The 16,635-nt window shown below is 69.8% G+C and carries 15 protein-coding genes, 1 tRNA gene and 1 pseudogene; 12 read left to right on the forward strand and 5 right to left on the reverse strand.

The genetic code is table 11. From position 1 onward, the window contains the following. Positions 1 to 48 precede the first annotated feature (48 nt). Positions 49 to 990, forward strand: coding sequence for a formate dehydrogenase accessory protein FdhE (gene fdhE, locus LG388_RS16925; RefSeq protein ID WP_225783906.1), 942 nt, complete (start codon positions 49 to 51; stop codon positions 988 to 990). Between the two features lie 61 nt (positions 991 to 1,051). Further along, positions 1,052 to 2,482 (forward strand): L-seryl-tRNA(Sec) selenium transferase, encoded by a 1,431-nt coding sequence (gene selA / locus LG388_RS16930; RefSeq protein WP_225783907.1) that lies wholly within the window; start codon positions 1,052 to 1,054, stop codon positions 2,480 to 2,482. A 124-nt stretch (positions 2,483 to 2,606) separates the two neighbouring features. On the opposite strand, the gene LG388_RS16935 is transcribed toward selA, so the two are convergent. Continuing rightward, positions 2,607 to 3,101 carry a GNAT family N-acetyltransferase gene (locus tag LG388_RS16935; RefSeq protein WP_370630183.1) on the reverse strand — a complete coding sequence of 165 codons (495 nt, stop codon included), beginning with the start codon at positions 3,099 to 3,101 and terminating at the stop codon, positions 2,607 to 2,609. Beyond that, positions 3,098 to 3,541, reverse strand: coding sequence for a DUF1778 domain-containing protein (locus tag LG388_RS16940; RefSeq protein WP_370630184.1), 444 nt, complete (start codon positions 3,539 to 3,541; stop codon positions 3,098 to 3,100). Before LG388_RS16940 ends, LG388_RS16935 begins: the two co-directional genes overlap by 4 nt. On the opposite strand from LG388_RS16940, the gene LG388_RS16945 reads away from it, so the two are divergent. From LG388_RS16945 to LG388_RS16955, 3 genes are all read left to right on the forward strand, one after another. Further along, the gene (locus tag LG388_RS16945; protein ID WP_225783908.1) at positions 3,509 to 5,896 is read left to right on the forward strand and encodes a SelB C-terminal domain-containing protein; all 2,388 of its coding nucleotides are present in this window, start codon (positions 3,509 to 3,511) and stop codon (positions 5,894 to 5,896) included. The two genes, LG388_RS16940 and LG388_RS16945, sit on opposite strands and share 33 nt — an antisense overlap. 37 nt (positions 5,897 to 5,933) lie before the next feature. Beyond that, positions 5,934 to 6,683: a hypothetical protein gene (locus tag LG388_RS16950; RefSeq protein ID WP_225783909.1), complete on the forward strand. Its 750-nt coding sequence runs from the start codon at positions 5,934 to 5,936 to the stop codon at positions 6,681 to 6,683. 176 nt (positions 6,684 to 6,859) lie between these two features. Continuing rightward, a tRNA-Sec gene (locus LG388_RS16955) sits at positions 6,860 to 6,955 on the forward strand. 265 nt (positions 6,956 to 7,220) lie between these two features. Here LG388_RS16955 and LG388_RS16960 read toward each other — a convergent pair. Further along, on the reverse strand, positions 7,221 to 8,381 hold the full coding sequence (locus LG388_RS16960) for an IS701 family transposase (RefSeq protein ID WP_225783061.1): 1,161 nt from the start codon (positions 8,379 to 8,381) through the stop codon (positions 7,221 to 7,223). Between the two features lie 114 nt (positions 8,382 to 8,495). Here LG388_RS16960 and LG388_RS16965 point away from each other — a divergent pair. Both LG388_RS16965 and LG388_RS16970 read left to right on the forward strand, forming a co-directional pair. Next, positions 8,496 to 9,307 (forward strand): IS5 family transposase gene (locus LG388_RS16965; RefSeq protein ID WP_225782572.1). Its coding sequence is split into 2 segments (ribosomal slippage): positions 8,496 to 8,832 and positions 8,832 to 9,307, totalling 813 coding nucleotides; the frame shifts between segments, so codons are not numbered across the junction. 65 nt (positions 9,308 to 9,372) lie between these two features. After that, positions 9,373 to 10,533: pseudogene (locus tag LG388_RS16970) on the forward strand (IS701 family transposase). Between the two features lie 313 nt (positions 10,534 to 10,846). Here the strand turns inward: LG388_RS16970 and LG388_RS16975 are convergent. After that, positions 10,847 to 11,554: a restriction endonuclease gene (locus tag LG388_RS16975; protein ID WP_225783910.1), complete on the reverse strand. Its 708-nt coding sequence runs from the start codon at positions 11,552 to 11,554 to the stop codon at positions 10,847 to 10,849. Positions 11,555 to 11,795: 241 nt separating this feature from the next. Continuing rightward, positions 11,796 to 12,743, reverse strand: a complete 948-nt coding sequence (locus LG388_RS16980; RefSeq protein ID WP_225783911.1) for a GlxA family transcriptional regulator — start codon at positions 12,741 to 12,743, stop codon at positions 11,796 to 11,798. 122 nt (positions 12,744 to 12,865) lie between these two features. Here LG388_RS16980 and LG388_RS16985 point away from each other — a divergent pair, with 122 nt between their 5' ends. Genes LG388_RS16985 through LG388_RS17005 form a run of 5 tightly spaced genes read left to right on the forward strand, consistent with a single transcriptional unit; the run spans position 12,866 to position 16,608 of the window. Next, positions 12,866 to 13,666, forward strand: coding sequence for an SDR family oxidoreductase (locus LG388_RS16985; RefSeq protein ID WP_225783912.1), 801 nt, complete (start codon positions 12,866 to 12,868; stop codon positions 13,664 to 13,666). Positions 13,667 to 13,696: 30 nt separating this feature from the next. After that, positions 13,697 to 14,707: an aldo/keto reductase gene (locus tag LG388_RS16990; protein ID WP_225783913.1), complete on the forward strand. Its 1,011-nt coding sequence runs from the start codon at positions 13,697 to 13,699 to the stop codon at positions 14,705 to 14,707. A gap of 40 nt (positions 14,708 to 14,747) precedes the next feature. Continuing rightward, complete coding sequence (locus LG388_RS16995; RefSeq protein WP_225783914.1) at positions 14,748 to 15,881, forward strand: thiolase family protein; 1,134 nt, start codon at positions 14,748 to 14,750, stop codon at positions 15,879 to 15,881. A gap of 59 nt (positions 15,882 to 15,940) precedes the next feature. Beyond that, entirely contained in the window at positions 15,941 to 16,174 is a 234-nt protein-coding gene (locus LG388_RS17000) for a DUF6364 family protein (RefSeq protein WP_225783915.1), read from the forward strand. Then, positions 16,171 to 16,608, forward strand: coding sequence for a TA system VapC family ribonuclease toxin (locus LG388_RS17005; protein ID WP_225783916.1), 438 nt, complete (start codon positions 16,171 to 16,173; stop codon positions 16,606 to 16,608). The genes LG388_RS17000 and LG388_RS17005 overlap by 4 nt, the downstream gene beginning before the upstream one ends. Positions 16,609 to 16,635 lie beyond the last annotated feature (27 nt).

Below are 16,635 nucleotides of genomic sequence, written 5' to 3' on the forward strand. Positions count from 1 at the left end.
GGCGTTTTGCTTCCTGCCCTTTCTTCCCATCCTCCTTATAGCGCCACCGTGCAACGCATCCTCCAGCCCGGCGAAATCGAAGCCCTCGACCGCGTGAGCTTTCCGCGCGTGCGCCCGCCCCAGGTGGCCGCACTGTTCCAGGAACGCGCCGCGCGACTCGAACAACTGGCCGACGGCAACCCCATCGCCGACTACCTGCGCTTCGCCGCGCGCGTGGTGCGTGCGCAGCACGGCCTGGCCATGCAGGCGCCCGCTGCGCCGCCGCCGTCCGGCGAAGCCGTGCGTCGTGCGGGCGAGAACGGCATGCCGCTCATGCCCGCCTCGGAGCCGCTGCCCGAAAGCTGGCGCGCCACGCTGCGCGCGCTGGTGGCGCAACTGGCCGCCGACGGCGCCATCCCGGCCGTGTTGCAACCCGTGCTGGCGCGCTTGGCCGCCACGCCCGACGATGCGCTCGACACCCTGGCGCGCCAGGCGCTGGCCGACAACCTGGGCCGCGAGGACATCGCCGCCGCGCCGCTGGTCATGGCCGCGCTGCAGGTCGAGTTCGTCTTGCGCGCCGCGGCCGTGGCGCCCACCCAGGTGCCCTACACCGAGCCCGCCACCGTCTGCCCCGTGTGCGGCAGCGCGCCCGTGGCCAGCGTGCTGCGCATCGGCGGCAACATCGCCGGCCACCGCTACCTGCACTGCGGCCTGTGCGCCACCGAATGGCACATGGTGCGCATCAAGTGCAGCCATTGCGAATCGACGAAGGGCGTGCGCTACCAGGGCGCCGAAGACGCGAGCGGCAAGATCGGCGAAGTGGTGCAGGCCGAAACCTGCACGGCCTGTCACACCTACCGCAAGCTCGTGAGCCAGGAGAAAGACCCCTACGCCGAGCCGCTGGCCGACGACCTGGCCAGCCTCACGCTCGACCTGCTGATGGGCGACACCGACTTTTCGCGCGCCAGCGGCAACCCGCTGCTGTTCATCGAAAAGCCGCTGGCGGTATGAGCCCCCGCCCGGCCGTTCCGAAGGGGGCTCGCACCGCAGTGCGAAGCACGGAGGTTACCCAATGAACGCCCGCACGCCGACGTCGCTGCGCCTGCCTTCGGTGGACCGCGCCCTGGCCACCGACGCCATGCGCGCCCTGGCCGCGCAGTACGGCCACAGCGCGCTGGCCGGTGCGTTGCGCGCCGAGTTCGACGCCCTGCGCCCGCAGGCCCTGGCCGGCGAACTGGCGCCCGACGCCATCGCCGACGCGGCCTTGCACGCCGCCTGCGAACGCCGCCTGGCGGCCCGCTTTGCGCCGCGCCTGCGCACGGTGTTCAACCTCACGGGCACCGTGCTGCACACCAACCTGGGCCGCGCACTGCTGCCCGACGAGGCCGTGCAGTCGGTGCTGCGCGCACTCACCGCGCCGGCCAATCTGGAATTCGACCTGGCCACCGGCGGACGCGGCGACCGCGACGATCTGGTCGACGAGGTGCTGTGCGAGCTGACCGGCGCCGAGGCCGCCACCGTGGTCAACAACAACGCCGCAGCCGTGCTGCTCACGCTCAATGCGCTGGCGCAGGACCGGGAAGTGATCGTCTCGCGTGGCGAGCTGGTGGAGATCGGCGGCGCCTTCCGCATCCCCGACATCATGGCCCGCGCGGGCGCCAAGCTGGTCGAGGTGGGCACCACCAACCGCACCCACGCCAAGGACTACGCCGAGTCCATCACCGAGCGCACCGCGCTGCTGATGAAGGTACACACCAGCAACTACGCCGTGAGCGGCTTTACCAAGAGCGTGAGCGAAGCCGAAGTGGCCGCCATCGCCCACGCGAAGCAACTGCCCCTGGCCGTGGACCTGGGCAGCGGCACGCTGGTGGACATGGCGCAATGGGGCCTGCCGCACGAACCCACCGTGCGCGACACCGTGAACGCCGGCGCCGACCTCGTCACCTTCAGCGGCGACAAGCTGCTGGGCGGCCCGCAGGCCGGCCTCATCGTCGGCCGCAAGGACCTGATCGCGAAGATCAAGAAGAACCCGCTCAAGCGCGCGCTGCGCGTGGGCAAGCTCACGCTGGCCGCGCTGGAACCCGTGCTGCGCCTGTACCAGCAGCCCGAGCACCTGGCGCAGCGCCTGACCACCTTGCGCCTGTTCACGCGCCCGCAGGCCGCCATGCAGCAGCAGGCCCAGGCCCTGCTGGCGCCGCTGCAAGCCGCCGTGGGCGTGGCCTTCACTGTCGAGGTGGCCGCCATGAGCAGCCAGATCGGCAGCGGCGCCTTGCCCGTCGACGTGCTGCCCAGCGCCGGCCTGCGCCTGCGCCCCACTGCCGCGCGCCAGACCGGCCGCCAGCTCGCGCGGCTGGAAGAAGCCCTGCGCAGCCTGCCGCGCCCCGTCATCGGCCGCGTGGCCGATCAGGCGCTGTGGCTGGATCTGCGCTGCCTCGAAGCTGCGGACCAGCCCATCTTTGAAAGCCAGTTGCCCGCCCTTTCAGCTGCACTGGCTGGGGCGTGAAAGAGGCCGAACGGTGAAGCAGCGGCGGCTGTTTGAAGAGATTGCCGAGGGCTTTCGCGGCTTTGGCAAAGGCGCGCGTGGGCCCGGCTGTTCAGCGCCCAAGCGCTTCGCGTCGAGCTCGGAATCAGCCCAGGCTGGCTTTCAGATCGGCCAAGGTCGCCATCAACATCATGGGGTCGAGCGGCGACGACTCGAAGCCCAGCCGTTCATAAAAAGCCTGGGCGGCGGGCGACAGGGCGTGAACGATCATTCCGCGAATGCCGATGGCGTCAGCCGCCTGCACGACGCGCAGGCCCGCATCCCTGACCAGCGCCCGACCCAGCCCGCTGCCCTGCAAAGAGCGATGCACTGCCAGGCGCCCGAGGACCACCACTGGAATGGGTTCGGGCATGTTGCGCCTGAAGCGGCCGGGCGCGCTGTCTGCGGTCACGGCGCTCGACGCCAGCGCGTAGTACGCCATCACCTGCAGGCCCTCGCAGGCCACGAACGTCCGGGAAGCGCCGGTGGCCTGGTTCTTCAGGGCGCGTCGTTGCAGCCATTGGTCCAGACTGGCCTCGCCTGACTCGAAGGACGCCAGGTCATGGTGGGAGGCCAGCGGCTCGGGCGCCGCCAGACTCACGTCTTGTCCCAGGGCGCCGGCGTCTGCATCGTCTGGCGCAGGCGCTCGTTGGGTTGCGGCGGCATGTCCAGCCGCGCCACGAAGGCAGCGTATGCCTGCGGGCTGACCGCGATCAGCGCCTGGTCCAGCAGCGCTTCCTCGGCAGCCATGCGGGCGGCATCAAGCACGAAGTCGGTCCGATTCTTTCCGCGCGATTTGGCTGCACGGTCAATCAGGCTGCGGTCTTCCGGCCTGATCCGGATGTTCAGGGTTTCTCGCTTGACGGATGCAATACTGGCTGTAGACATGCTCAGGCCTCCACAGGAAATCACGGCATCCAGTGTAATGCCGACGTCATTACATTGCAGACTGTATGGCATCGTGCGGTCCCAGGCGACCATGACGGTCAGACAACCAACATCCACAACATGATCATCGGCACCGCCGGTCACATCGACCACGGCAAGACCACGCTGGTGCGGGCGCTCACAGGCGTGGACACGGACCGGCTCAAGGAAGAGAAGGCGCGCGGCATTTCCATCGAGCTGGGCTATGCCTACATGCCCGTGCCCCCGCTGACCTTGCGGCCGCATGTGTCGCAGCAGCAGCCGACCGCCGATGCGGCATCGGCCGCCGCGCAGACCGCTGGCACGAGCGGGGAGGGTTCGCAGTCTGGAGGCACAACTGACGCCACCGACGACGACAGCACCCAAGTCCTCGGCATCATCGACGTCCCCGGCCACGAGAAGTTCGTCCACACCATGGCGGCTGGCGCCTCGGGCATCGACCATGCGCTGCTGGTCGTGGCCGCCGACGACGGCGTGATGCCGCAGACGCGCGAGCACCTGGCCATCGCGCTGCTCTTCGGCATCACCCAGGGCACGGTGGCGCTCACCAAGTGCGACCGGGCCGACGCGCAGCGCATCGCCGCCGTGAAGGCCGAAGTGGCCGCATTGCTGGCCGGCACGCCGCTGGCCGGCGCGCCCGTCTTTGAAACCGCCATCCGCCCCGCGGCGGCGGCGCCCGCCGCACACGCCCCTGAGGGCGCAGTGCCTGCCGCGCAAGCCTCGGAAGGCTCCGCGCCCGCGGCCCAAGGCATCGGCGCCTTGCGCAACCACCTCTTCACCTTGGCCCGCCAGCAGCACGCCCGACGCAGGGACGGCCTGTTCCGCCTCGCCGTCGACCGCGTGTTCACGCTCGCGGGTCACGGCACCGTGGTGACGGGCACCGTCTTCGCCGGGCAGGTGCAGGTGGGCGACACGCTCGTGCATTCCGCCACCGGCCAGGCCGTGCGCGTGCGCAGCCTGCACGCGCAGAACCGCGCCGCGCAGCAGGGCCGCGCCGGCCAGCGCGTGGCGCTCAACCTCACGGGCGTGGACAAGCAGGCCATTGCACGCGGCGACTGGGTCGCCGACGCCCGCGTGCTGCAGCCCAGCACGCGCATCGACGTGCGCCTGCGCCTGCTGGACGACGCGCCCCCACTCACGGCCTGGACGCCGCTGCACGTGCACCTGGGCGCCGCCCACCGGCAGGCGCATGCCGTGCCGCTGCAGGGCGACACCGTCGCGCCCGGCACCGAGGCGCGCGTGCAACTGGTCTTCGACCCCGGCGCGCCCGTGTTCGTGGTGCCCGGCGACCGGCTCATCCTGCGCAACGCCCAGGGCACGCGCACCGTGGGCGGCGGCGCCGTGCTCGATCCGCAGGCGCCCGAGCGCCGCCGCCGCAGCGCCGAGCGCATGCAGTGGCTCGATGCCCTGGAAACCCTGATCGGCCGCGCGGGGGGCGAAGCGCCCGGCGACGCCCGCCCGCTGCTGGCCGTGGCGCCCGCGGGCCTCACGCGCAGCGGCCTGGCGCGCCTGCTGGGCCGCCTGCCCGCGCCCGACTGGGCCGGGCCCGACGCGCCCGCCTTCCCGCTGGGCCAGGCCGGACCGCTGGCCGGTGCCGCGCTGGGCGCGCCCGGCGCGGGCGAGTCCGACAAGGCCGGCCAAGCCGGCCGGGCCGACATCCTCTGGCTCTCGCCCGCGGCCTGGGCGCAGGTGCAGGCCCGCATCCTCGACGCACTGGCGCGCCACCACGCCCGCTCGCCCGACGAACCCGGCCTCAACAGCGCGCGCCTGCAGCGCATGGCTTTCCCGGCCCAATCGGCGCTCGCGGGCTTTGGCACGGCCATGCCCGGCTGGCCCGCCTGGCTCGACAAGCTGGTGGCCGACGGCGTGCTGGCCCGCAGCGGCCAGTGGCTGCACCTGCCCGGCCACAGCATCACCCTGAACGACGCCGAACAGGCCCTGGCCGACCGCCTGCTGCCCCTGCTGCTGGCCGGCGGCAACGACCCGCCCTGGGTGCGCGACCTGGCCCAGGCCACCGGCACGCGCGAAGACGCCGTGCGCGACCTGCTGCGCAAACAGGCCCGCCTGGGCGCGCTCTACCAGGTCGTCAAAGACCTGTTCTACCCCGCGCAGCGCATGGCCGAACTGGCCGCCACCTTTGCCACCCTGTCCGCGCAAGCCACCCACGCGGCGGATTCGCTCCCTCTCCCCCCGCGGGAGAGGGCTGAGAGGGCTGGACAGAGGGGGCGACAAGCGCTGGCCCCGCGCCTGCCCCCCGGCGCCGTGGAAGCCCGCGTCTTCCGCGACGCCGTGCAACTGGGCCGCAAGCGGGCCATCCAGATCCTCGAATGCTTCGACCGCATCGGCTACACCCGCCGTGTGGGCGACGCGCACCTGCTGCGCCCCCACACCCGCTGGACGCCGGAAGGCCCGATCACCGGCCCGGCCGCTGACCCCGCCGCCCCGGCCCCCGCGCCGGCGCAGCCCTGAGCCCGACCCCCCGCACCTCAGAAGGAAGCGCCCACCCATGCCCCCAAGCACGGCCCGACGAGCCGGCCCTTCCTGCCGCAAGAACAAGACAACCCAGCGCTGGCTGCCCACCGCCGCCGCGCTGATCACCGTGGGCCTGGCGCTCAGCGCCTGCGGCCCGCGCCCGCCCACCGCGCAGTTCCAGGCCGACCTGTGCGGCCGCACCCTGAGCTGGGAAGAAAAGAGCGACTACTGGGACGTGCTCTACACCGGCCAACTGCCCGGCCAGCGCGAACTGACCCTGGCGTTGAGCATCCCGCGCCAGACCCCCTCTCAGCCTGATCGCCCCGAACAGCCCGTCGACGAGTTGAACGTGCAGTTCAACCTGCAGGGCGAACCCGGCCTGCTGCAGGCCGACGGCGCCCCGCGGCTGGTGGGCCGCTTTCCGCTGCGGGCCAATGACCTGATGAAACGCGCCGAAGAAAGCGCCGACCCCGTGGCCCAGCGCCGCGCCGACCTGGCGGCTGCCACCGGGGCTGCCACCGGGGCTGCCACGCCGCCCACCCCCGAATCCCGCACTGGCATGGCCACCGTCTTTGGCGACAAGGGCGTGATGTGGAAGGGCGGCGAGGGCGAACTGCAGATCACCGACGTGCGCGTGCTGGCGCGCGATGAAGACGAGGGCGGCACGGGCGGCCTGGCTGTGGCCAGCGGCAGCTACCGCTTCGACGCCACCCCCGCCGGCAGCGGCATGGCCTGCGTCATCAGCGGCAGCTTCAAAGACGCGAGCTTCCGCCTGCGCCGTTGACGGCTGTCTGTCTTGCTCCCTCGCCCGCTGGGAGAGGGCTGGGGTGAGGGCCGCACGTCGGTCGCCCACGCGCAAGCGCCCCTAGAATCCCGCCCCAGTGGCTGAGCCCGCGCAGGCCGCCACGTGAAAAATGAGAGCAGCGCATGCGCCCGACCGTGCATGCATGCGCCTCACAAGGAAGGCAAACGCACCCGGTGGTGCGCCCGGGCTTCAAACCCGGTAGGGGGCGCCAGCCGCTTCCTGGTCGGTTCGACTCCGGCTGCTTTCCGCCAACTGATGTGCAGGTCGTCGACCCACTGCGAGTGACTGTTGAAGACTGGTTGCTGCCGTTCAGCACCTGCGAGCTAGATGTCTGCAGCAACGCTGACAGCGGTCATTTAGTACTACAGCCGTACTTATGGAGGAGCATGTCCTCTGCGGCGGTAGTGGCACGCACGTGCCCTGTGCTGATGCCTTCGTCGCCACAGCGACCAGTGCAGGACATGGCCGAAGTGCTGTTCGCCCGGCCACACCAGCCCGGCCAGCAGCCTGCGCAGTTCAGGCACGCTCAACTCGATCAGGTCCTCCGGCGTTTTTTTTCTCCGCACTCCTGAGTACCGCCAGCACCGCGTGCGCCAGCAGCGACAGCGTGATGTGCCGATACCAGCCCTGCCAGCGGCGCACCTCGTATTGGTCCAGCCCACACTCGCCCTTGGCCGCTTCGAACCCGATCTCGATCTCCCAGCGCCTGCCAGCGATCTGAACCAGCTTGCCCAGCTTGGCCTTGGCACGCGGCGCAAACACCACGTAGTAGGCCAGCTCACGCTTTTCATCGAGACTGCGCCGCACCAGCAGGTAGTGTCCCCAGCGTTGCTCCTGTGGCGTCAACTGCAAGCGCCACAGCGGCGCCAGCGCCCAGTCGTAGAGCCGCTCTCCTTTGGCACCGGGCCCTGCCGACAGGCGTTTCCAGGCTTGCAGCCTCAGGCTACCTGCAATCGACTCGGCCTTCACCGACTTCGGGCCTTGCCACCACAGCGGCTCATTGCAGGCCACCGCCAGCACGAAGGGCTGCTCGCGCGACTCCAACCACAGCCGCAGGTGCCGGTCGCCACCGTAGACCTCGTCGCCTGTGACCCACCCGCAGGGAACACCGGCATCCAGCGCCCGCTCGATCATCTGGCGCGCCAGCCTGGGCTTGGTCGCGAATTCCACAGACGCCGGGATGCCCGCCGCATCGCAGCGTTGGCGATCAGCACTCCACTGGCGCGGCACGTACAACTCACGGTCGATGAAGGCGCTGGCCCCACGCCCGGCGTAGCACAGGAACACCCCGATCTGGCAGTTCTCGATGCGCCCGGCCGTGCCGCTGTACTGGCGCTGCACGCCCGCGGAGTGCACTCCCTTTTTCAGGAAGCCCGTCTCGTCGACGATCAGCACGCCTTCGCGGTCGCCAAGATGTTCGGCCACGTAGCTGCGCAGCACGTCCCGTGCCGCGTCGGCGTCCCACACGGCGCGCTCCAGAAGGTGCTGCACGCCATCGGGCGTGGCCTCGCCAATCCACTCGGCCAGCTGCCAGCCGTTCTTGCGCTCAACGCTGCCGAGCAGCCCCTGGAGGTATGCCAGGCTGCGCTGGCGCGGCTCCGAACGGCGGAACAAGCCGCCCAGGCGCTCGTGCATCGATACCAGTTCTCGCTCCCACGCCTTGAGCCTTGTGCGCATCCCGTGCCTGTGGTCGAGTCAACAATAGGCACATTCTATATCTACGGCTGTAGTACTAAGAGCTACTAACAAAACCATGTCATCATCGAGCGCTTGATTGGTGTTTGATGAGGCATGGGTCGAAACAGGAATAGAGAAATCAGCGCCGCGCTGTTCAAGAAGGTTGCCCCGCTGTTGCCGGTAGTCGTTGCCTCGGCCAAAGGCGGTCGCCCACGAGTGAGCGACGAGATGGCCCTGAACGGCATTCTGTTCGTGCTGCGCACCGGCATTCCCTGGGAGGAGTTGCCCCAGGAACTGGGCTTCGGCAGTGGCATGACCTGTTGGCGGCGTCTGCGTGATTGGCAGGCTGCGGGCGTGTGGCATCGCCTGCATCTGTTGTTGCTCGGTGAATTGCGCGGCGCCGGCAAACTGGACTTCAGCCGTGCGAGCATGGACGCGGCCAGTGTGGCCAGCCCCCGGGGGGCCACTACACCGGCCCCAACCCCACGGACAGGGGCAAACTCGCAAGCAAGCGCCACATCATCACGGACCGCCAAGGCATCCCACTGATCTTCTGCGTCACGGGCGCCAACGGGCATGACTCGGTGGTTTTCGAGCAACTGGTCGACGCGTTGCCAGCGGTACGTGGCTGTCGCGGTCGGCCCAGGCGCTGGCCGCACAAACTGCATGCCGACAAGGGCTATGACTATGCTCGCTGCCGCTTTCACCTGCGCAAGCTGGGGATCACCGCGCGTATTGCCCGGCGCGGCATCGAACGCAACGACCGGCTCGGGCGTCATCGCTGGGTGGTCGAGCGCACGCACGCCTGGCTGGCCGCCTTCGGCAAGCTGCGTACTCGTTTCGAGCGCCGCATCGACATTCATGTCGCGTTGCTCTCGCTGGCCTGCTGCGTTATCTGCATTCGCCATCTCCCACCGTTTTGTTAGCCGCTCTTAGTACTACAGCCGTAGATATAGAATGTGCCTATTGTTGACTCGACCACAGGCACGGGATGCGCACAAGGCTCAAGGCGTGGGAGCGAGAACTGGTATCGATGCACGAGCGCCTGGGCGGCTTGTTCCGCCGTTCGGAGCCGCGCCAGCGCAGCCTGGCATACCTCCAGGGGCTGCTCGGCAGCGTTGAGCGCAAGAACGGCTGGCAGCTGGCCGAGTGGATTGGCGAGGCCACGCCCGATGGCGTGCAGCACCTTCTGGAGCGCGCCGTGTGGGACGCCGACGCGGCACGGGACGTGCTGCGCAGCTACGTGGCCGAACATCTTGGCGACCGCGAAGGCGTGCTGATCGTCGACGAGACGGGCTTCCTGAAAAAGGGAGTGCACTCCGCGGGCGTGCAGCGCCAGTACAGCGGCACGGCCGGGCGCATCGAGAACTGCCAGATCGGGGTGTTCCTGTGCTACGCCGGGGGTGGGGCCAGCGCCTTCATCGACCGTGAGTTGTTCGTGCCGCGCCAGTGGAGTGCTGATCGCCAACGCTGCGATGCGGCGGGCATCCCGGCGTCTGTGGAATTCGCGACCAAGCCCAGGCTGGCGCGCCAGATGATCGAGCGGGCGCTGGATGCCGGTGTTCCCTGCGGGTGGGTCACAGGCGACGAGGTCTACGGTGGCGACCGGCACCTGCGGCTGTGGTTGGAGTCGCGCGAGCAGCCCTTCGTGCTGGCGGTGGCCTGCAATGAGCCGCTGTGGTGGCAAGGCCCGAAGTCGGTGAAGGCCGAGTCGATTGCAGGTAGCCTGAGGCTGCAAGCCTGGAAACGCCTGTCGGCAGGGCCCGGTGCCAAAGGAGAGCGGCTCTACGACCGGGCGCTGGCGCCGCAGGGGCGCTAGCAGCTGACGCCACAGGAGCAACGCTGGGGACACTACCTGCTGGTGCGGCGCCGTCTCGATGAAAAGCGTGAGCTGGCCTACTACGTGGTGTTTGCGCCGCGTGCCAAGGCCAAGCTGGGCAAGCTGGTTCAGATCGCTGGCAGGCGCTGGGAGATCGAGATCGGGTTCGAAGCGGCCAAGGGCGAGTGTGGGCTGGACCAATACGAGGTGCGCCGCTGGCAGGGCTGGTATCGGCACATCACGCTGTCGCTGCTGGCGCACGCGGTGCTGGCGGTACTCAGGAGTGCGGAGAAAAAAAACGCCGGAGGACCTGATCGAGTTGAGCGTGCCTGAACTGCGCAGGCTGCTGGCCGGGCTGGTGTGGCCGGGCGAACAGCACTTCGGCCATGTCCTGCACTGGTCGCTGTGGCGACGAAGGCATCAGCACAGGGCACGTGCGTGCCACTACCGCCGCAGAGGACATGCTCCTCCATAAGTACGGCTGTAGTACTAAAGGGTTGGGACTCGGCCGTCATCGCGCCGGAAGCGTACCCCAGAGCTGCCGCTAGCGACCGGCAGGTGGTGGCCGAATCTGGACAGGGGGTACCTGTGGTGCCACCGTCCGCAATCGCTGCAAAACGGACGTTGGCGGGCGTAGCTGCTTTTGTCACCCCAACCTCATCATGTTCGTGCACCGGGTCTTCCCATAGTTCGCGCACCCCCAAAACGACGACGACCCATCCCTCTTCTCCCGGAGAACCATCTTCACGCCGCATTTCACGCAGGTCGGTTTCCAGTATTCGCCTTCATAAGCCGTTCGGAGCAGCGCACTTTGCTGATCTTGGGCTCGACCGGCAATCAATCGCAGCAAGCCCTCGCGATCCTGCGCATTGATCCGGTTGTCCTTCGCAAAGGCCAGTGCGTCCTGCGAAAACGTCGAACTCGTCGCAAACGTCCCATACGTCAGGTCATGCGACTTCAGCACCCCGTAGAACTCGCGCAGTTCCTTCACGCCCACCACGCGCTTCTTCCAGTGCTTGCACTGCACGATCACGGGCTTGTCGCTGAACTGGCTCCACAGCCAGATGTCCACGCCACCATCGGCGCCGTGGGATTGGGTTTCGGCGCGCATACCGCTCTGGGCGAACAGGCCTTCGCACACGGCCTCGAAGCGGCGCCACTCGATGTGTTCGAACACGCGGGCGTTCCAGCTGGTCTCGGGCACGGGCGGCTGCAGGGCGGTTGCCGTTGGCGTGGCGCGGCGGGCCGCCGCCGCTGCGGAGGCCGTGGGTGCCGGGCGGCTCAAGGTCGGCTCGGTTCGTTCCTCGGCCTTGGGCGCGCGCTGGGCGCCGCCCCATTTCATTCCCCATCCCATCCGGCGTGCTCCTTTTTTCAGTGCATGCCTTTAATGTAAGTGGCTGTTACATCTCTGTGAACCCTCTGTTTTCATAGGTGAGCGGGCGCTCTTTGGATGCGCGTCAAAAGCATGGCGCCATTGGCCGCGCGGGGGCGGGGCGCAAGCACAGGCCCTTGGCCGGAGGCTGGTGGCGCGCATCTGTCGGCCAGGTGCTCAAACGGCGCGGTGCGGCAACGAGCGAACGCCTGCGCCCGCCCGCTCAACCCGCCCGGCTGTCCCGCCGCACCGCCTGCGGTGCCGTGCCGTACCCGCGCAGAAAGGCCTCCCGCAGATGCCGCCGGTCGCGAAAGCCCGTTTCGCGCGCAATGGTCTCCAGCGGGTGCCGGCTCTGTTCGATCAGGAGCCGCGCTGCTTCCAGCCGCAGCCCCTCGATGGCCTTGGCCGGCGACTGGCCGGTTTCGGCCGTGAACACGCGGCTGAACTGGCGCGGGCTCAGGTGCGCCACTTCGGCCAGCTGTTCCACGCCCAGCGGCTCCTTCAGGTGCTGGCGCGCATGGGCCAGCGCCTGCTGGATGCGGTCGGATTTGGGCGCGAGCTTGAGCATTTCCGAATGCTGTGACTGGCCGCCCGCGCGGCGCTGGTGCATCACCAGCCGGTGCGCCACGGCGCGCGCCATGGGCTCGCCCAGGTCCTGCTCGACCAGGGCCAGCGCCAGGTCGAATTCGGCCGTCATGCCGGCCGAGGTCCACATCGCGCCGTCGGCGATGTAGATGCGGTCGGCCTCGACCTGGATGCGCGGGTGGCGCTGCTGCAGCGCGTCGGCAAAGGTCCAGTGCGTGGTCGCGCGCCGGCCGTCGAGCAGCCCGGCCTCGGCCAGCGCGAAGCCGCCGGTGCACAGGCCCACGGTGCGCCGCGCATGCGCGCTGATCTTGGGCAGCAGGCGCAGCAGCGCGGGCGGGGTGGGCGTGGCCAGCGGGTGCACGGTGCCCACCACCAGCCAGCTGTCGGCCCGGCTGCGCGCGGTGAGCGGGCGGGCCTGCACGCTGACGCCGACCGAGGCCTGCACTGCGCCGTCGGCGCTCAGCCCGAAGTTTTCCACGGCATAGACGCGCTCGCCGGCCAGCAGGTTGGCGAATTCGAACACGGCCTGGGTGCCGAGCGCGATGACCTGGAAGCCGGGCGGAAGGATGTAGCCGATGCGGTGCATGGTGGGGCGCGCCGAGGTGTGCGGCGGTGATGGCCTAAAACATGACTATATACGTCATTTGAGACATGGCGTATCGGGCGCACCATTCGGGGCATCCACTGGCTCGCAAGGAGTTCCCTCTCATGACTTCGATTTCACTCGGCACGGCCCTCATCACCGGCGCCTCGACCGGCATGGGCGCGCTGTACGCGCAGCGGCTGGCGCGGCGTGGTTACGACCTGGTGCTGGTCGCCCGCCAGCGCGAGCGGCTCAACGCCCTGGCGCGCGACATCAGCAACGCGACCGGCCGCGCGGTCGAAGTGCTGCCGGCCGACCTGGCCACGCCCGACGGCCTGGCCACGGTCGAACACAGGCTGCGGCACGACGCGAGCATCACGCTGCTGGTGAACAACGCGGGCATCGGCACGCACACGCCGCTGCTGGCCAGCGACGTGGAGCGCATGACGCAGATGGTGGCGCTCAACGTGACGGCGCCGATGCGGCTGGCCTACGCGGCGGTGCCCGGCTTTGTGGCCCGCGGGCGCGGCGCGCTGATCAACATCGCCTCCATCGTCGCCGTGGCGCCCGAGGTGCTCAACGGCGTGTACGGCGGCAGCAAGGCCTTTCTGCTGGCCTTCAGCCAGTCGCTGCAGCACGAGCTGGCCGGCCAGGGCGTGCAGGTGCAGGCCGTGCTGCCGGGGGCCACGGCCACCGATTTCTGGGCCGCCGGCGGGCTGCCGGCCGAACAGCTCGACGCGCGCATCGTGATGCGGGCCGAAGACATGGTGGACGCGGCCCTGGTGGGCTTCGACCGCGGCGAGGCCGTGACCATTCCGTCGCTGCAGTCCGTGGCGCACTGGGAGGCTTTCGAGGCCGCGCGCAAGGCGCTGGCGCCGCACCTGTCGAGCAATACGCCCGCGCCGCGCTACGCGGCGCTGCATTGAGCCACGCGCGCCCAGGAGGAAGGCACCACCATGCAGTTCCATACCTTCGGCACCACCGGCCTCGCGCTGTCGCAGATCGCGCTGGGCACCGCCAACTTCGGCCAGCGCTGGGGCCACGGCGCCGATGCGGCCGAGAGCGCCGCCATCTTCAACGCCTATGCGGAAGCGGGCGGCAACGTCATCGACACGGCCGACGTGTACCAGTTCGGCCAGTCAGAAGAGATCCTGGGCGGCCTGCTGGCCGGCCGGCGCGAGGAGTTCTTCCTGGCCACCAAGTTCACGAACGGCGCCGCGCCGCAGGCGGGCCGGCTGGTCACGGGCAACAGCCGCAAGGCGATGGTCGCCTCGGTCGAGGCCAGCCTGCGCCGGCTGCAGACCGACCGCATCGACCTGTACTGGGTGCATCACCCGGACGGCGTGACGCCCTCGGACGAGATCGTGCGCGGCCTGGACGATCTGGCGCGGGCCGGCAAGATCCTCTACGCGGGCCTGTCGAACTTCCCGGCCTGGCGCCTGGCGCGCGCGGTGACGCTGGCCGAGCTGACGCGCAGCGTGCCCATCGCGGCCGCGCAGTTCGAATACAGCCTGGTGCACCGCGCGCCCGAGGCCGACCTGCTGCCCGCCGCGCGCGCCCTGGGCGTGGCGCCGGTCACTTGGTCGCCGCTGGGCGGCGGCATGCTGACCGGCAAGTACCGCCAAGGCGAGCAGGGCCGGGCGCAGGGCCTGGGCGGCGAGGTCTTCCAGGCCGAAGACACGCCGCAGCGCGCGGCCGTGCTCGACGAGGTGCTGGCCATCGCGGGCGAGCTGGGCGCATCGCCGGACCAGGTCGCCATCGCCTGGGTGGCCAGCCGCGGCGCGCAGCCGCTGATCGGCCCGCGCTCGCTGGCGCAGCTGCGTTCCAACCTCGGGGCGGCCGGTCTGGCGCTCACGCCGGCCCAGCTGGCGCGGCTCGACGCAGTCAGCGCGCCGCCGCGCGCGGCGGCAGCGGCGTCCGCGGCCCCTGCGCGCGACGCCGTGGCAGCAGGCCCGGTGGTGGCCTGATCCCTTTTCTCTCCCTTTCTTTCCCTCCAAGGAGCCCTTCATGAAAGCCGTCATCAGCGCCTATGCGCGTTCGCCCTTCCACTTCGCCCGCAAGGGCCGCCTGGCCGAGGTGCGGCCCGACACGCTGGCCGCGCAGGTGGTGCAGGGCCTGCTGCAGCGCACCGACCTGGACCCGGCGCTGCTCGAAGACGTGATCCTGGGCTGCGCGTATCCGGAAGCGGCGCAGGGCAACAACCTGGCGCGCATCGTCGGCCTGCTGGCCGGCCTGCCGCAGGAAGTGGGCGGCATGACCGTCAACCGCTTCTGCGGCTCGTCCATGCAGGCGGTGCACATCGCGGCCGCGCAGATCGAGGCCGGCATGGGCGAGGCCTTTCTGTGCGTGGGCGTGGAGTCCATGACGATGGTGCCGCAGGGCGGCTTCAACTTCTCGCCCAGCCCCGAGCTGCTGGCGAACAGCGACGCCTACATCTCGATGGGCGACACGGCCGAGAACGTGGCCGCGCAGTGGCAGGTGAGCCGCGCCGACCAGGAGCTGCTGGCGCTGCAGTCGCACCAGAAGGCCGCCGCAGCGCGCGACGAAGGGCGGCTGCGCGACGAGATCGTGCCGATCCGCCTGGCCAGCGGCGAAGTGGTGGACGCCGACGGCTGCATCCGCCCCGGCACCACGCTGGAGGCGCTGGCCGGCCTGAAGCCCGCCTTCCGCCCCGACGGCGTGGTGACGGCGGGCACCTCGTCGCCGCTGACCGACGGTGCGGCGGCCGTGCTGGTGACCAGCGACGCCTTCGCGGCCCGCCACGGCCTGCAGCCGCTGGCGCGCGTGCGCAGCTTCGCGAGCGTCGGCGTCGATCCGGCGATCATGGGCATCGGCCCGATCCCGGCCACGCGCAAGGCGCTGGCACGCGCGGGCCTCACGGTGGCCGACCTGGACGTGGTGGAGATCAACGAGGCCTTCTCCTCGCAGGCGCTGGCCTGCATCCGCGACCTGGGCCTGGATCCGGCCACCGTCAACCTCGACGGCGGTGGTCTGGCCATCGGCCACCCGCTGGGCGCCACCGGCGCGCGCATCACGGGCAAGGCGGCGGCGCTGCTGGCGCGCACGGGCGGGCGCTACGCGCTTTCGACGCAGTGCATCGGCGGCGGGCAGGGGATTGCGACGGTGCTGGAGCGGGTGTGAAGTCAGGGTGTCCATCGCTAGATAAAATACAGATATCTGTATCGAAGCCGGTGGATGCCATGAAGACCACGCTGAATCTCAATGACGCCCTCGTCACCCAGGCCAAGACCTTGGCGGCACAGCAGCGCACGAGCTTGACGCGGCTGATCGAGGAGGGCCTGCAACTGCGCCTGAACGCGGTGCCGAAGCGCGGCGCCGCGCGGAGCCTGCCGGTGTTCCACGGCAAGGGTGGCTTGGCGCCGGGGCTGGGCGGCTTGAGCAACAAGGAAATGCTGGACGCCGCCGATTCATGACGCCCGACGTCAATGTGCTGGTCGCCGCCTCGCGCAGCGACCATCCGCATCACGCCAGTGCGCGCGAATGGCTGTTGGCTGCGCTGGCCGAGGCCGAGAGCGCGGTGCCTCTCACCCTGCAGCCGATGGTGACCGCCAGCTTCCTGCGACTGGTCACGCATCCCCGAATCTTCTCTCAGCCCACACCCGTCGCCGAAGCCATGCGTTTCGTCGACGCTTTGCTGGAGGCACCAGGCGTGCGTGCGCCGGTGCTCGGCGACGAATGGCCCGTCTTCCGCGCGCTTTGCATCGACAAGGGGCTGACGGCCAACGACCTGCCGGACGCCTGGCTGGCCGCGGCGGTCATTCAGCAGGGCGAGCATCTGGTCACTTTCGACCGCGACTTCCGGCGCCTGCTGTCGCGCAGTCAGTTCACGCGGCTTGACCCGGGCTGAGCTTGCTGTGGGGGCACGGTGCCTTGC

Source organism: Xenophilus sp. Marseille-Q4582, assembly GCF_916700565.1.
Lineage (GTDB): Bacteria > Pseudomonadota > Gammaproteobacteria > Burkholderiales > Burkholderiaceae_C > Xenophilus.

Bases quoted from the DNA above. Each gene is read 5' to 3' on its own strand.
- selA (WP_225783907.1), top strand. From the start codon at position 1,052: ATGAACGCCCGCACGCCGACGTCGCTGCGCCTGCCTTCGGTGGACCGC.
- LG388_RS16945 (WP_225783908.1), top strand. From the start codon at position 3,509: ATGATCATCGGCACCGCCGGTCACATCGACCACGGCAAGACCACGCTG.
- LG388_RS16950 (WP_225783909.1), top strand. From the start codon at position 5,934: ATGCCCCCAAGCACGGCCCGACGAGCCGGCCCTTCCTGCCGCAAGAAC.
- LG388_RS16960 (WP_225783061.1), bottom strand. From the start codon at position 8,381: ATGCGCACAAGGCTCAAGGCGTGGGAGCGAGAACTGGTATCGATGCAC.
- LG388_RS16975 (WP_225783910.1), bottom strand. From the start codon at position 11,554: ATGGGATGGGGAATGAAATGGGGCGGCGCCCAGCGCGCGCCCAAGGCC.
- LG388_RS16980 (WP_225783911.1), bottom strand. From the start codon at position 12,743: ATGCACCGCATCGGCTACATCCTTCCGCCCGGCTTCCAGGTCATCGCG.
- LG388_RS16985 (WP_225783912.1), top strand. From the start codon at position 12,866: ATGACTTCGATTTCACTCGGCACGGCCCTCATCACCGGCGCCTCGACC.
- LG388_RS16990 (WP_225783913.1), top strand. From the start codon at position 13,697: ATGCAGTTCCATACCTTCGGCACCACCGGCCTCGCGCTGTCGCAGATC.
- LG388_RS16995 (WP_225783914.1), top strand. From the start codon at position 14,748: ATGAAAGCCGTCATCAGCGCCTATGCGCGTTCGCCCTTCCACTTCGCC.
- LG388_RS17000 (WP_225783915.1), top strand. From the start codon at position 15,941: ATGAAGACCACGCTGAATCTCAATGACGCCCTCGTCACCCAGGCCAAG.
- LG388_RS17005 (WP_225783916.1), top strand. From the start codon at position 16,171: ATGACGCCCGACGTCAATGTGCTGGTCGCCGCCTCGCGCAGCGACCAT.